Below are 14,704 nucleotides of genomic sequence, written 5' to 3'. Positions count from 1 at the left end.
AAAACCGATAGGTAATAAAAGTGTCTTTTATCATAACGGGGTAAAATTTGGTGCAATAATTTATCTCGGCGTCTAAAGTCAATCATGCTTAAGACAGATGCATATCAATGTCCCGTATCTTTGATGAAACAAGCGGGTTCACTAAGCCCAACACCGACAGCTATAGTTGGGGCTCATAGCGTGCTGCCAATGAAAAGTGCAAAGCTTGCTCAAGAGCAGAAACTTATTTCACCCGTATTTGTTGGACATAGAATTGAAATTCTAAAGATAGCTGAAGATTTAGATTGGGATATAAACGTGGAGCGTATCATACATACCGAAACGGATAAAGATACCGCCGATGTTGCCGCTGTGTTAGCCGGCAATGGAGAGGTTGCAGCTCTGATGAAAGGCCAGGTACACACTGACGAATTTATGCATGGCATCCTCAGAAGAGAGGCCGGCTTGCGAACAGATCGCCGCTTAACCCACATCTTTCACATGACGCTACCCGAGCATAATAATTCTCTCATGATCACAGATGGTGCAGTTAATGTAGCCCCCTCAATTGATACCCGACTTCAAGCAGCCCAGCATGCAATCGACCTTTCCCATATATTGGGGAATGATAACCCTAAAGTCGCGGTCCTCTCCGGAACTGAGTCGCCAATCAAAAGTATGCCCAGCAGTATTGAGGCAGTAGAAATTACTAAGAGAGCCGTAAATGAAATTTCTGGCGGCCAAGTTTTCGGGCCATTGGCTTTTGATAATGCAATTTCAACCAAAGCTGCCAACCTAAAAAAAATAGACCACCCGGTCGCTGGAAATGCCGATATTCTTTTAGTCCCAAATATCGAAACTGGAAATGCACTTTTCAAAATGATGGTTTATTTCATGAGCGCCTGTGCGGCCGGAATTGTTCTAGGAGCCAAGGTGCCAATAATTTTGACAAGTCGCGCTGACCCGCCAGAGGCACGAGTTGCTTCTGCCGCTCTTGCTAACATTGTCGCCCAAGCAGGCAAAGCCAGTAAGAGAAAATGACACATCATTTCGGTATAATACTCTTGTCTGGCGGGTTAGACTCAACAACGCTCGCTTCTATGGCGGTGAAAGAGGATATTGAACTTTTAGCGTTAACTTTTGACTATGGCCAAAACCATAGGCATGAAATCAACTCCGCAAAAGCAATAGCTTCGAAGTTAGGTATCACTCAGGTGACCGTAGATGTTTCTTTTTATAAGGAGCTTGCAAACCATTCTGCACTGACCAATTCAACGGCGCATCAGTTACCAAAAGGACGCAGCAAGGAGGAAATAGAGACAGACATCCCCATCAGCTATGTGCCATTACGTAATACATTTTTCTTAACACTTGCTGCAGCCCGCCTTGAGAGTATGGCGCTAACGGCGATCGAAACACGCGCCGCACAACCTCAAGATGTGCGAGCAACAATATTTATAGCTGCAAACGCCATCGATTATAGCGGGTATCCGGACTGCCGGCCTGAGTTTTACAGATTAGCAGCTCAAACCCTGCAAAAAGGCAGCAAACTGTGGGCTCAGTACAGTATTCCTTTTCGCATTGAAACACCGCTGATTACTATGAGCAAAGCAGATATCGTTCGCACAGCATTCAAAAATAATGCCCCCATCGAACTAAGTTGGAGCTGTTATAACGACGGCAAAATACCATGTGGTGAGTGCGACAGCTGCCAGTTACGCGCAAAAGGCTTCGCTGAGGCTGCAAAAACCGACCCATCTCTTTCTCTGTTTAAGGGCTTAATTTAGTCAGCAAATCACCTACATCGTCGAGTTCGTTGATGCCCCAAATTAATCTTTCGATCTCTTGGGCCTTAATATCATCAGTCAAAGGCCGAACAAGACCATTAAATTTAATTTGCAACGCATCGTCTGGAAGCGGATTACCCGCGCTTCCATAAGGATCCTCGACGGACCGATTAAATCGGGTCCCGTCTTGCATTTCAATTGTAACCTTAGCTGCCCTTAACCGTGGATATGCATCATGGCACTCTTTATCGACAGATACGTGTATTTTGGGGACATGCCGGATAACATTATTTTCAAACCTTGCGTTTTCATCGAAATGTTCAAGGTCTACCGCACCTCGCTCCAAAGCAGTCGCAATGCAGAACTGATAACTCATTTGTGCAGAAAGCATATCTTCGTAAGTGGCATTGGCATGCCCAACAGCAATCTCGTAGGTGCCAACATCTACATTGGCCACTTTTGTTGGGTCGATGTTTTCAGCTGTACGAATATCGACAACTGCGTCAATACCTGGGTGTATGTGTCGACAAGCGGCGTAGGGTTTGATGTAGCAACCCGCCATTACAAGCTTTGCTGATCGCGGTCCATCTTCAAGCCCATCTAGGACAGCACTTAAATTTACATCCCCCGCAAAGGTATCAAAGTAGCCTTCCTCAATTTCCAGAACATTTTTCGGACCAACCATACCGTGCTCGGCGTTAAGTGCCGCTTGCAAACCCTCGCGCGCTGCTTGGCCTGGGTGAGTTCGCTTTACCTCCCCTCCACCACGAAGAAATGCAAAGATTCCGCTAGCACTGCTGGCAGCAATACCAAGAGCATCAGCCATTTGACGTTCATTAAAGTTGCGCAATGCTCCTACAGCCGCCGCTGCTCCCATCACCCCCATAACCGGTGTATTGTGAAATCCGCGATACCGAGAATGAGGGTGCATAGCAGCTGCAAGGCGACAAACAATTTCGTAACCTACAACCACTGCACTAATGAACTGCTTGCCATCGTACTTCCCAATTGAGGCAGCGCTAATGAGGGCTGGAATTACGACACAGCCCGGATGAACCGATCCAGCGCGATAACCATCATCAAGTTCCAATCCATGCGCCGCAGTGCCAGAGACATAAGCGGCTGACATGGGATCGTAACATTTTTCAAATCCTGGCACCGGGACCGATCCAGATAAACAAAGAGTATCAAAAGCTCTAGCAGCTGCAATAGTTGCGTGTTGTGTACTCCCGGCAAAAATTGCGCCTATTGTGTCTAAAGTATGACGCCGAGCCGTGTTTATGCTTGCATCGTCTATGTCCTCATAGCTAAGCCCGCTCGCAAACTTTGCCAAAATCGAAGTAGGCGACAATGCGACTGACTGTTCATCGGATGCTGTATTCATATCGCTTCTCCTTTTTATCGCTACAGTATAGGCTTTAAATTCGAAAATCGAGATACTTTGAATTTTTTAAGGATGCTGATTTTGCTTTATCACCAAAAATGGGAATTAAAAAAAAAGACTGTTAGGGGGGCTAATGGCGTCGTATCCAGCCAGCACTATCTGGCCTCAGAAGTTGGCGCTGAAATTCTTCGCGCTGGCGGCAATGCCGTTGATGCTGCGATCGCAACCTCCTTTGCGGTATCAGTCGTTGAGCCATGGATGAGCGGCCTTGGTGGCGGTGGCTATATGCAAGTAGCCCTCGCCGACGAAGCAACAAACTACAGAACTTTTCATTTTGGGATGCGTTCGCCAAGTGAAATTGATACTGATTATTATCCTCTTGCAGAAGGGAATTTATCTAGCGGGGACCTCTTTTCATGGCCAAGTGTTTTGGAAGACCGAAATATCGTTGGTTTTCACTCAATAGCGGTACCGGGACAGATTGCAGGTGTTGCCAAAGCTCATGCTCGCTACGCAACAATGCCGTGGAGAGAGCTTCTACAGCCGGCAATTGATTTAGCAAAACGCGGGTTACCAATCACCTGGAGCATGTCGCTTCGATGTCTAGGTGCGGCAAAGGAATTAAAGCAGTTTAATACATCACGAGAAATTTATCTTGATGCTCACGACCTTCCACTACAACCAATTCAGGGCCAGGACCTTCCGCTATCGCCGCTAGGAAAGTTGCCGATGACACTTGAACGCCTTGCCGAAGCGGGTGCGGATGATTTTTACCGTGGTGACATAGCTCAAACGATAATTGCAGACCTTAGGGATGGTGGAAATACCATAACCGCGACCGATCTGTCCGAGTATAATGCTCAAGAAACCGATAGTCTCGCAATTCCTTACCGCGACATAACTGTTCATGCAACGCCGCACCTGACTGCAGGGCCTACAATGGCGCGTGTAGTGGATTTAGCCGCAGATTTGGTGCAAAGAAAAGGCACCCCAGAGGCATCAACTTACGCATGTTGGGCTAGCTCTTTGGAGCAGGCATATAATGAGCGACTAGCAACCATGGGTGATACGATTGACTCAAATGGATGCACTACTCATATCAGCATAGCGGACAAACACGGGAATTTGGTAAGCCTAACGCAAACTTTGCTCTCTGTTTTCGGAAGTCGTGTGACCTTGCCAGAAACCGGAATACTCATGAATAACGGCATATACTGGTTTAACCCACTCCCCAACAAACCAAATTCACTTGCACCAAACAAAGGGGCACTTTGCAATATGTGCCCAGCAATCGTAGAAAAGAATGGGAAACCTTATTTCGCAATAGGTGCATCTGGTGGACGGCGAATTATGCCGGCTGTATTTCAGCTAATATCAATGATAGGAATTTTGGAAATGGAATTGGATGCCGCTGCCCACCAACCGCGCATTGACGTAAGTGGAGAGGGTCGATGCACTGTAGATCCAGAATTAGGGATAGAAATACGTGATGCGATAGAAAAACGAATGCCTGTCGTAGTTGGCGAAAATTCAGTTTTCCCAACATTATATGCCTGCCCTAACATCGCATTAATTGAGCCTTCAGGGGAGTTTGCAGGATTCACACACCCCATGACCCCCACCTCAGCCACTGTTGCCGTGTGACGATTAACCCTCCGGAATAACCCCTTTCACAGTGCCTTTGGCAAGGCCTTGATTGCGCTTATGGTGATCAGAGTCAACCAATATACCCTTGCGAAGATTCTCTGCATATGCCTCAGCAGCCCTTTCTCCAGGAACTCGGACGGGCACTTTTGGATCGATTGAGGGTTGTTCCTTTATCCACGAACAGTAGTCCTCTAGACGAGCTTGAAACGTGTCACGACCGATTAGTTTATCCGGATCAATACAAATAAAATAGTGGCAGATGCCCGAAGGTTTATCCGGTTCATAAAACTGGGATTTGATTAATGGTGCATAATTCCCTCCGCTCAAAACACCAGTCAACATATCTACTGCCAAAGCAAGCCCATATCCTTTATGTCCACCAACGGGCAGGACAAATCCTTGCAACACCTTCGCCGCATCCTTCGTATCCATGCCATTTGAGTCAAGCCCCCAGCCTTCGGGAATAGGCTCGCCCAATTCTGCAGCACGTCTTATTTTGCCGCGTGATTGGACACTTAGCGCAAAATCGAGGATAAAGTGTTTACCACCTTTTCGAGGGGCAGCATAACCAATCGGATTGTTGCCGACGACCTGTGCCATTCCCCCAGTTGCCGGCATCGTTAGTGAACCATTAGTGCCAGACAACAAGATCGTTCCGGCTTCGCAAGCACCCCAACCAAAGCTGGCGTTAGCTCCAAAGTGGTTACTATTTTTGACGCTTATAAACGCAATACCGACTTCTTGTGCAATTTCAATCGCAACTTCAGTAGCTCGACCTGCAACTGCCGTTCCTAGGGTATTTCCACCATCTACTATGGCCATTGCTGGTGTTTTTCGATCAACAGTTATACCCGTTGCTGGTTCAATCCCTCCTGCCTGAAGCCGTCCAATATAGTGGCTCAACCTCAGTATTCCATGTGTCTGAATGCCAAGCAAATCACATAAAATAAATTGGTCCGTTGCTAGTGAGGCTATTTCGGGTGCAACGCCGTTACGTTCGTAAGCTTCAATGCAGATAGTCCGACATTCCTCAACCGGCACTCTAATCATTTCAACCATATCATTACTTTAGGTTGTCTGAGAGAAAAGAATATTGGACGGGGCGTCCGATCCCGCGACGAAAGCCCTCCAATTTCAATACCTGTTCCGGAGTCACATTACATAAGCTAACATCTGGGCCAAAATCATTAATCATTTGTATGTGTTGCTGCGGAAAAGAATATGGGTCAGGCTCAAGCACGCAGTGTTTAAACCAAGATTGTTTGGGAAGTGTCTGCAGAGCCTTGGGGTTCTCGGATGCCAACATGTCAATCTCACTTTGCTCTATAATGATATGATCTACACCCAAATCCATCATACTCTCTACCATTGATCCTAGAAAATCGATACTGAGAGGTGACGTAGGTATTTTTCTGCCAAACTCATAGACTACGGTAAGACCCGCACCCTGCAACAAATTAATTTGCTGCTTTCTAACATCGTTCTCTAACTCTATATAATTTTCTGACAACTCAAGCATATCGATGTCCAATCGTCGAAGATGAGTAATCAATTCATCAACTGCATTCTGATGATAGGCTGTTTCAAATAGAATCCCGCCAGCAAAGGGAATGACACCATAATCTCTGTAAGTGTACACAATTTTCTTTACTAAGGATGGGGGGTAATCCAAAGCGTTTATGGCAAATATTTTTGCGTAATCGACGAACTCAGCCCCATAATCGAGTAGGTCCCGAAGTCCTCTCGGGCCTGTCCAACCAAAATCACTAGGCCCAACATCAATCATTGCTGTTAGCCCAGTTTTCCTCGGTTTGCCCTGACGCGTGGGCGCCTTCAAGCGCTCATATTCGAAATAGCCGTTAATGTCGGTATCGATATCACCCATGTTTCCCCCTAGAACTTAAATCGCCTATTAATTGCAATACATAAACACCTACAGAATATATCGACAGCAATATTCATTGTGTGGGCAAATGGAAAATATCTCTGCTTCCCATTTTTGATAAAGCAACTTTAATTTTCTTAGCGAACTCGAATTTGTTTCTAAATAGCTTAAACCCTCGGCATGATCCATTCTATACGCTACATATAGAGGCTGGAGGGTATTATGCCAAAGACAAACACTTACTCGCTAAATGGGCCTCTGCAAGGTCTTCGCGTATTGGATATAGCCACATACGTTGCTTCACCCTTTTGCGCGACATTAATGGCTGAGTTTGGAGCCGAGGTAATAAAGGTGGAGTTGCCAGACGTGGGGGACCCCTGTCGTAAATTAGGCACCGTCGATGACTGTGGGGATACCTTGGTTTGGTTATCGGAGGCTAGAAATAAGAAATCAATTACGCTCGACTTAAAGAAAAAAGAGGGTGCGAATTTATTCAAGCGGCTAGCTAGCACGTGTGATGTTATCACAGAAAATTTTCAACCCGGCACACTCGAAAAATGGGGATTGGGTTGGAAAACCTTGCATAAAATAAATCCTAAAATGGTAATGCTGCGTGTCTCGGGTTACGGCCAAACCGGCCCCTATAGCAGCAAGCCAGGATTTGGTCGGATTGGGAATGCATTCGGTGGAATTTCTTTTCTCGCTGGCGAGCCAAATGGGGCGCCAGCAACCCCGGGATCTGCAACCCTCGCTGATTACCTTGCTGGTATATTCGGTGGCTTCGGAGTTATGGCAGCGTTAAAACACGCTGATGCAACGGGCATCGGACAATTTATTGATATCGGCCTCTATGAACCAATCTTTCGTATCCTTGATGAAATAGCGCCTGCATATGATAAACATGGTTATATCCGTCAACGCATGGGAGCAGCCACGGTGAACGTGTGTCCGCATAGTCATTATCCGACTAAAGATAGGCGATGGATTGCCATCGCATGCACAAATGACAAAATTTTTGCCCGCCTTGCAAAGGCAATGGGCAGCAGCGAACTGGCAAACCAAGGGAAATATGGCTCGATAAATCAACGAGAGAATGACCGTGAAAATGTTGATAAAATTGTCACCGAATGGACTCTGCAACATAGTCAGAAAGAATTGATCAAACTTTGCGATTCGGCCGAAGTTCCCTGCGGTATAGTAGCATCGATCGACGAAATCTTTGAAAATGAGCACTATGCCGCCCGCGGAAATATCGCTCGTCCGAAAGATGAAAGAGCAGACAAATTGGCGGTTCCAAATATCGTGCCTCGACTGTCTGAGACACCCGGTTCAATAAGATGGCTAGGGCCTGCTCTTGGTCAGCATAATGCTGAGGTTTACGGAGAAATATTAGGTTTAAAAGAGGCTGATTTAGAACTACTCCGGCAAAAAAAGGTGATTTAATATAAACATATTTGCGAAAATCCCAGTTTTACCCGGCACTTTCTTGGCTTAGAGAGGATGAATAGCAAATGATCTTATGATTTTTTAAAAAGGCCGTGGTTACGTACATCGGTCTCAAATACTGTATTAATTTGAGGAATAAGACTCCCAACTAATGAAACACGTTTAACAAAACAGGGCCAACTTTTAATATAAAAGTTTTGATTTTATGGAATTCAAAGTACCACTACAAAAAGCTACGCTCGTAAGACGTTACAAACGTTTCCTAAGCGATATGTTGTTGCCGAATGGGACAAACGTAGTAGCACATTGTGCAAATTCGGGGTCTATGTTGGGCCTCACGCAGCCAGGCAGTGAAGTATGGTTGTCACCTAACACCAATCCAAAAGCTAAACTCGATTGGCGCTGGGAACTTGTCCGAGCTGATGGACACCTTGTTGGTATAAATACCTCTCATCCTAACCGCATAGTAGAAGCCGCGATTGAGGGGGACGAAATAGCTCAATTAAGAGGCTACAAAAACATCCGCCGTGAGGTCAGGTATGGCGTTAATAGTCGAATAGATCTTCTTCTTGAAGCACCAGACAAAAAACCATGCTTCGTCGAGGTAAAAAATGTTACATTAAAACGCAAAGATCATGCAGAATTTCCTGATGCAGTAACAAAACGTGGAGAGAAGCATCTTCGTGAATTGGCATGCATGAGGGCGGATGGGAATCGAGCATTGATGTTTTACTTGGTACAACGGGGTGATTGTAATTCTTTCAGGCTCGCTGCTGATCTCGACCCCGCCTACACAAGGGCTTTTTTTGAAGCACGAGACGCTGGCGTCGAGGCCGTGTGCTATGCCTGTGATATCTCACCTACCAGTATAAGAATTGTGCGTCAAATACCCATTGATTGTTGAGTTTTTGTAAGTGCATCATGGAAATTCGTGAGGGATCAGTAATAAGGTTGCATAAGATCAGATGACCAAAACGGATTTAAAAATAGAGCCAGAGTCCATTGGAGTACTAATCCATACTTCAGAAGATTATGAAGCCATGCGTAAGGCTGGCAGACTGGCCGCAGAAGTTCTTGATTTTATTACTCCGCATGTTCTACCGGGCGTGTCTACGGAAAAACTCGATACCATGTGCCATAATTTCATTATCGACCACGGTGCAATTCCTGCCCCTCTTAATTACAAAGGTTTTCCAAAATCAATTTGCACATCCGTCAACCATGTTGTCTGTCATGGAATTCCGGACCCTCAGAAAATCCTCAAAGATGGTGATACCCTTAACATAGACGTAACTGTAATTCTCGATGGATGGCATGGGGATACCAGCCGCATGTTTTGCGTCGGCGAGAGAGTTGGTGTTCGCGCAAAGAAGCTAATCCAAGTGACCTATGAAGCAATGATGAAAGGCATTCACGTTGTGAGACCAGGAGCCACATTAGGAGATGTTGGTCAAGCGATACAAAAGCATGGGGAAGATCATCGATTTTCGTTGGTCCGTGACTTCTGCGGTCACGGTATTGGAAAAACATTTCACGCACCGCCCAGCATTTTACACTACGGCCAGTCCGGCACGGGCGTAATCCTTAAGGAGGGTATGTTTTTCACTATCGAGCCAATGGTAAATGCCGGTAAATTTAATATAAAAATATTGCAAGATGGTTGGACTGCAGTCACCAAAGATCGCCAGCTCTCAGCACAATTCGAACATACGGTTGCTGTCACGTCAGAAGGATTCGAGATTTTTACTGAAAGTCCAAAGGGCTGGTCCATGCCGCCTTATGTGTAGGCTCCAGTGCGTTTAACATTCCAACAATATAGAAAACTTTCGCAAATATACCGCTCCAAAGAAGAATAATGGTAGGAGTTTTTTCGTAGCACGAGGAATCGAGAACTCGTTTAATTGTCTACGGTAGCCCCATATTGCGGCGGAGGGAAAAAACGGTTTTTGATTTTCTAAGGACATGAAACTAGCTTTGAGGAGTTTATCGTCTTGAAAAATGGTACAAGGATGCATTCTTCCCATTGGGGGGCTTTTCAAGGAACTACGCGTGACGGTAAATTAGTCGACGTCCAACCGTTCTGTAAAGATGCGTACCCATCGCCTATTATCGGATCAATAAAGGATGCACTATATTCTGAATGCCGAATACACCAGCCCATGGTTCGTAAAAGTTGGCTTGATAACGGTTTTGGCGCTAACACTGAAAATCGTGGTGCTGATTCATTTATTGCCATTGGGTGGGACCAAGCAATCGATTTAGTTGTGGCAGAATTAAGTCGTGTGCAGAAATGCTTTGGGAACGAAGCTATTTTTGGTGGATCATATGGCTGGTCGAGCGCTGGCCGTTTTCATCATGCAAAAACGCAACTGAAACGGTTCCTCAATATCTTTGGTGGTTTCACTGACCAAGTATACAGTTACTCGAATGCCGCGGGTCATGCAATCCTTCCTCGCGTTATTGGTCAGGGGGGTTACGGCCCTTTCAGTTCTTGGGATGGCATCGCTCAGCATTGCGAACTTTTTGTTGCATTTGGGGGCGTTGGACTTAAGAACACACAGGTTGAGCCCGGAGGGGCAGGTGAACACGCTACACATAAATGGTTGCCGATGCTCCGGAAAAATGGGGTGCGTTTTGTAAGTGTTGCGCCTTGTCAAGATGACACCGCAGATTACTTAAATGCCGAGTGGTGGCCGGCACGCCCAAACTCTGACGTGGCAATTATGTTAGGACTCGCGCACACATTAGTTGAAAATCGTCTTCACAACAGAGCGTTCCTTAACAAATATTGTGTCGGCTTTGATAAATTCAGTTCCTATCTTATGGGATATACAGATAACGTACCTAAAACCGCTGAATGGGCAGCTAAAATCTCAGAGATTCCCGCTCAAAAAATTCGTGCATTAGCCATTGAGATGGCGAAAAAAAATACCATGCTCGGATGTGCCTATGCTTTACAAAGGACAGATCACGGCGAACAAGCCTATTGGATGACAATCACTTTGGCCGCAATGTTGGGCCGCATCGGACTTCCAGGGAATGGATTTGGATGCGGATACGGGAGCATGAACGGTTATGGTAACCCTCATTTAACCTTGTCAGCACCCACCATGAGTATGGGAGATAATCCCACCAAAAGCTATATCCCGGTCGCGAGGATCGCCGATATGTTACTCAATCCTGGCACACGCTATAATTTTAATGGAACTCAACGCAAATATCCCCACATACGGTTAGTGTATTGGTGCGGTGGTAATCCCTTCCATCATCACCAAGACCTTAACCGTTTACTACAAGCATGGCGCAAGCCTGAGACGATAATCGTTCACGAACCCTGGTGGACTTCGACTGCGCGGCACGCTGATATCGTACTTCCTGCGACCTCCACAATGGAGCGCAATGATATCGGCGCTAGCGGCCGTGATCGATTTTGGATAGCGATGCAAAAACTAGTTGAACCTTTGCATCAAGCTCGGAATGATTTTGATATATTTTCTGATATTGCTGAGGGCTTGGGACTGAGAGATAATTTTACTGAAGGGAGAAGCGAGCAAGATTGGATCAAAAAAATATATGACATTGCTTGCCATAATGCTGTTAAAAAAGATATAATTTTGCCTACCTTTGATGAGTTTTGGTCTCGAGGTTTTGTGGAAATACCGGCCCCGAATAAGCCGTTTGTGGCCATGGAAGATTTTCGTTTAAACCCCTCAAAATTCAAACGCAAAACACCATCTGGCAAAATTGAAATCTTTTCTGAAACCATAGATAGCTTTGGATATGATGATTGCCCAGGGCACCCTACGTGGCTAGAGCCAACGGAGTGGCTTGGTAGTAAACTAGCTGAAGAATTTCCACTCCATATGGTTTCTAATCAACCTCGTGATAGGCTACATGCACAATTAGATTATTCGAAAATCAGTCAAGAAACAAAAATTGCGGGCCGCGAGCCGTTACGTATCAACCCCCAAGATGCAGCATTTCGATCTATCCAAACCGGAGATGTAGTGAAAGTATTCAACAATCGTGGCGCGATACTTGCTGGCGCACTGATCTGTACCTCCATACGTCCGAGCGTTGTAGAACTATCTACTGGAGCATGGTATGATCCACTAATACCGGGTCAGCCGGGCAGTCTCGAGGTTCATGGAAACCCCAATGTGCTTACGCCTGACCGCGGAACATCGAAACTCGCTCAAGGACCAACGGCTCATTCAACGCTAGTACAGGTAGAAAAGTTTGTCGGTACAGCGCCGGGCGTAACTATCTTCAAAAGACCTCCTATTGAATAAAATTTAGACAATTGATAATTATTTAGTCACTTTTTTTTCACCATCTCGCATAGGCCAATTTTTTTTGTTTAGAAACAATCTCTTATGAGTTGGCACGCAAGATGCTTCATATAGCTAGTGTCCAGCTACCAAGCGCCATAAATTTATGGTGCGTAAACAGGAATGAAAGATAGAAGTTTTTATGAAAAAGATTGAAGCAATCATAAAGCCTTTTAAGTTGGATGAAGTTAAGGAAGCTCTTCAAGATGTCGGCATTCAAGGTATTACCGTTTTAGAAGCAAAAGGATTTGGCCGTCAGAAGGGGCATACCGAATTATACCGAGGAGCTGAGTATGTTGTAGATTTTTTACCCAAGGTAAAATTAGAAGTGGTGCTGGAAGATAATGACGTTGAAAGGGCGGTTGAAGCAATCAAGGCTGCCGCTGAAACAGGTCGTATTGGCGATGGAAAGATTTTTATTTCAACGGTAAACGATGTTATTAGAATAAGAACAGGCGAGATAGGGGCAGATGCGATCTGATTTTTTGTCAAAGCCAAAGTGCGCCCTGTGTGTTTAACCTTCTAGTATGATCTATACCTAAATTTAAAATGGTCTTCAGCAAAACAAAACCTAAGAGAGAGTTTAAAACACCATGTCCGAAATAGAAAATGTACTTAAATTAATTAAAGAAAACGATGTTCAATATGTTGATTTTCGATTTACTGATCCGCGTGGAAAATGGCAGCATACCGCACAGCATGTTTCAACAGTTGATGGGGACCTTTTATCCGAGGGCATCATGTTCGACGGATCATCAATTGCGGGTTGGAAAGCGATAAATGAATCAGACATGAATTTAAAGCCGGATCTATCGACTGCAGTCATGGATCCGTTTACAGAACAACCACAGCTGATACTCTTTTGCTCTGTTAAGGAACCTACAACCGGTCAAGCATATGATCGTTGCCCTCGCTCCACTGCCGAAAAAGCGGAAGCTTATCTTAAATCTACTGGAATTGGCGATACGACCTATTTTGGACCAGAGGCAGAATTTTTTTGCTTTGATGACGTTCGCTTTCAAACTGATCAAAACCATTCATTCTACATGATAGATGAGAATGAAGGACCCTATAATAACGGCACAGAAATGTTTGAAGGGAATATTGGTCACCGTCCAAAGGCGAAGGGTGGATATTTTCCTGTACCACCAGTCGACAATAACACTGATCTAAGGGCACGAATGGTATCAACCCTCCATGAGATGGGCGTGCCAATGGAGAAACATCATCATGAAGTTGCCCCCTCACAGCATGAGCTTGGTATGTTGTTTGGTACACTTTTACGGACTGCCGATAACATGCAATTATACAAGTGGTGCGTCCACATGGTAGCGCATGAGTCCGGTAAGACTGCTACCTTTATGCCAAAGCCGGTATACAACGATAATGGTTCTGGCATGCACTGCCATCAGTCGATTTGGAAAGATGGGGATACTACCTTCGCCGGCACAGGGTATGCAGATCTATCCGAAACAGCGCTGCACTACATAGGCGGCATTATAAAACATGCCCGTGCTATCAACGCCTTTACTAACCCCACAACTAACAGTTACAAAAGGTTAATTCCAGGTTTTGAGGCGCCTGTACTGCTGGCATACTCATCAAGAAATAGATCTGCATCTTGCCGTATTCCATACGTTGAAAGTCCAAAGGGTAAACGCATAGAAGTGCGCTTTCCCGACCCCTCCGCTAATCCATATTTAGCTTTCTCCGCAATGCTCATGGCTGGGATTGATGGCATTCAGAATAAGATCGACCCAGGTGATCCCATGGATAAAGATCTTTACGATCTGCCTCCCGAAGAACTGGAGGGTGTTCCAACTGTGTGCGCTTCACTTAGAGAGGCGTTAGCAGCGTTGGACAACGATCGTGACTTCCTTACCTCTGGTGATGTAATGACCAACGACCAAATTGATGCGTACATAAGCCTAAGGGAAGAAGAGACATTGGCGTTCGAGCAAGCGCCGCATCCAATCGAATTTGAAATGTACTACAGTGTTTGAAAACCTTTTGTACAATACAAAATAGTAAAAAGCATTGAAAACCCGCGAAGCTTGCACTTCGCGGGTTTTTTACATTATCGGGTTCTAGCGCATTTGGACTAGAGCATTAGGCGCTTTGCTTTCTATAAAAAATGGCAGCCCATTTTTACCATTCATATCAACGGCTGTTTAATAGAATGTCGCACATCTACATGACAGAGCCTAAACACTGAATCTGCGACCACCAACTAAACTTTTACATA

Annotated in this window: 12 protein-coding genes; 9 read left to right on the top strand and 3 right to left on the bottom strand. The window is 45.3% G+C overall.

Translation table 11 applies throughout. The annotated features are described in order from the left end of the window. Nucleotides 1-84: 84 nt before the first annotated feature. On the top strand, nucleotides 85-1,020 hold the full coding sequence (locus tag VX941_07275; protein MEE2933211.1) for a bifunctional enoyl-CoA hydratase/phosphate acetyltransferase: 936 nt from the start codon (nucleotides 85-87) through the stop codon (nucleotides 1,018-1,020). After that, entirely contained in the window at nucleotides 1,017-1,766 is a 750-nt protein-coding gene (queC, locus tag VX941_07270) for a 7-cyano-7-deazaguanine synthase QueC (protein ID MEE2933210.1), read from the top strand. The genes VX941_07275 and queC overlap by 4 nt, the downstream gene beginning before the upstream one ends. On the opposite strand, the gene VX941_07265 is transcribed toward queC, so the two are convergent. After that, complete coding sequence (locus tag VX941_07265; GenBank protein ID MEE2933209.1) at nucleotides 1,750-3,150, bottom strand: MmgE/PrpD family protein; 1,401 nt, start codon at nucleotides 3,148-3,150, stop codon at nucleotides 1,750-1,752. The genes queC and VX941_07265 overlap by 17 nt on opposite strands. Nucleotides 3,151-3,231: 81 nt before the next feature. On the opposite strand from VX941_07265, the gene VX941_07260 reads away from it, so the two are divergent. Further along, a complete protein-coding gene (locus tag VX941_07260; protein MEE2933208.1) occupies nucleotides 3,232-4,794 on the top strand; it encodes a gamma-glutamyltransferase in 1,563 nt (520 codons plus the stop codon). Nucleotides 4,795-4,797: 3 nt separating this feature from the next. Here the strand turns inward: VX941_07260 and VX941_07255 are convergent, their stop codons facing one another. Both VX941_07255 and VX941_07250 read right to left on the bottom strand, forming a co-directional pair. Then, nucleotides 4,798-5,856 (bottom strand): Ldh family oxidoreductase, encoded by a 1,059-nt coding sequence (locus VX941_07255; protein MEE2933207.1) that lies wholly within the window; start codon nucleotides 5,854-5,856, stop codon nucleotides 4,798-4,800. A gap of 4 nt (nucleotides 5,857-5,860) precedes the next feature. Next, entirely contained in the window at nucleotides 5,861-6,682 is an 822-nt protein-coding gene (locus VX941_07250) for a phosphosulfolactate synthase (GenBank protein ID MEE2933206.1), read from the bottom strand. A 222-nt stretch (nucleotides 6,683-6,904) separates the two neighbouring features. Between VX941_07250 and VX941_07245 the strand changes: the two genes are divergently transcribed. From VX941_07245 to glnA, 6 genes are all read left to right on the top strand, one after another. Then, complete coding sequence (locus tag VX941_07245) at nucleotides 6,905-8,125, top strand: CoA transferase (protein ID MEE2933205.1); 1,221 nt, start codon at nucleotides 6,905-6,907, stop codon at nucleotides 8,123-8,125. A gap of 208 nt (nucleotides 8,126-8,333) precedes the next feature. Continuing rightward, a complete protein-coding gene (gene sfsA, locus VX941_07240; GenBank protein ID MEE2933204.1) occupies nucleotides 8,334-9,032 on the top strand; it encodes a DNA/RNA nuclease SfsA in 699 nt (232 codons plus the stop codon). 61 nt (nucleotides 9,033-9,093) lie between these two features. Then, a complete protein-coding gene (gene map, locus VX941_07235) occupies nucleotides 9,094-9,915 on the top strand; it encodes a type I methionyl aminopeptidase (protein MEE2933203.1) in 822 nt (273 codons plus the stop codon). 204 nt (nucleotides 9,916-10,119) lie between these two features. Further along, complete coding sequence (locus VX941_07230) at nucleotides 10,120-12,420, top strand: molybdopterin-dependent oxidoreductase (GenBank protein ID MEE2933202.1); 2,301 nt, start codon at nucleotides 10,120-10,122, stop codon at nucleotides 12,418-12,420. Between the two features lie 181 nt (nucleotides 12,421-12,601). Then, nucleotides 12,602-12,940, top strand: a complete 339-nt coding sequence (locus VX941_07225) for a P-II family nitrogen regulator (protein ID MEE2933201.1) — start codon at nucleotides 12,602-12,604, stop codon at nucleotides 12,938-12,940. 112 nt (nucleotides 12,941-13,052) lie between these two features. Beyond that, nucleotides 13,053-14,462 (top strand): type I glutamate--ammonia ligase, encoded by a 1,410-nt coding sequence (gene glnA / locus VX941_07220; protein MEE2933200.1) that lies wholly within the window; start codon nucleotides 13,053-13,055, stop codon nucleotides 14,460-14,462. Nucleotides 14,463-14,704 lie beyond the last annotated feature (242 nt).

It is taken from the genome of Pseudomonadota bacterium, from assembly GCA_036339585.1.
Classification (GTDB): domain Bacteria; phylum Pseudomonadota; class Alphaproteobacteria; order UBA8366; family UBA8366; genus UBA8366.
This window is presented reverse-complemented; position numbering and strand designations above follow the sequence as displayed.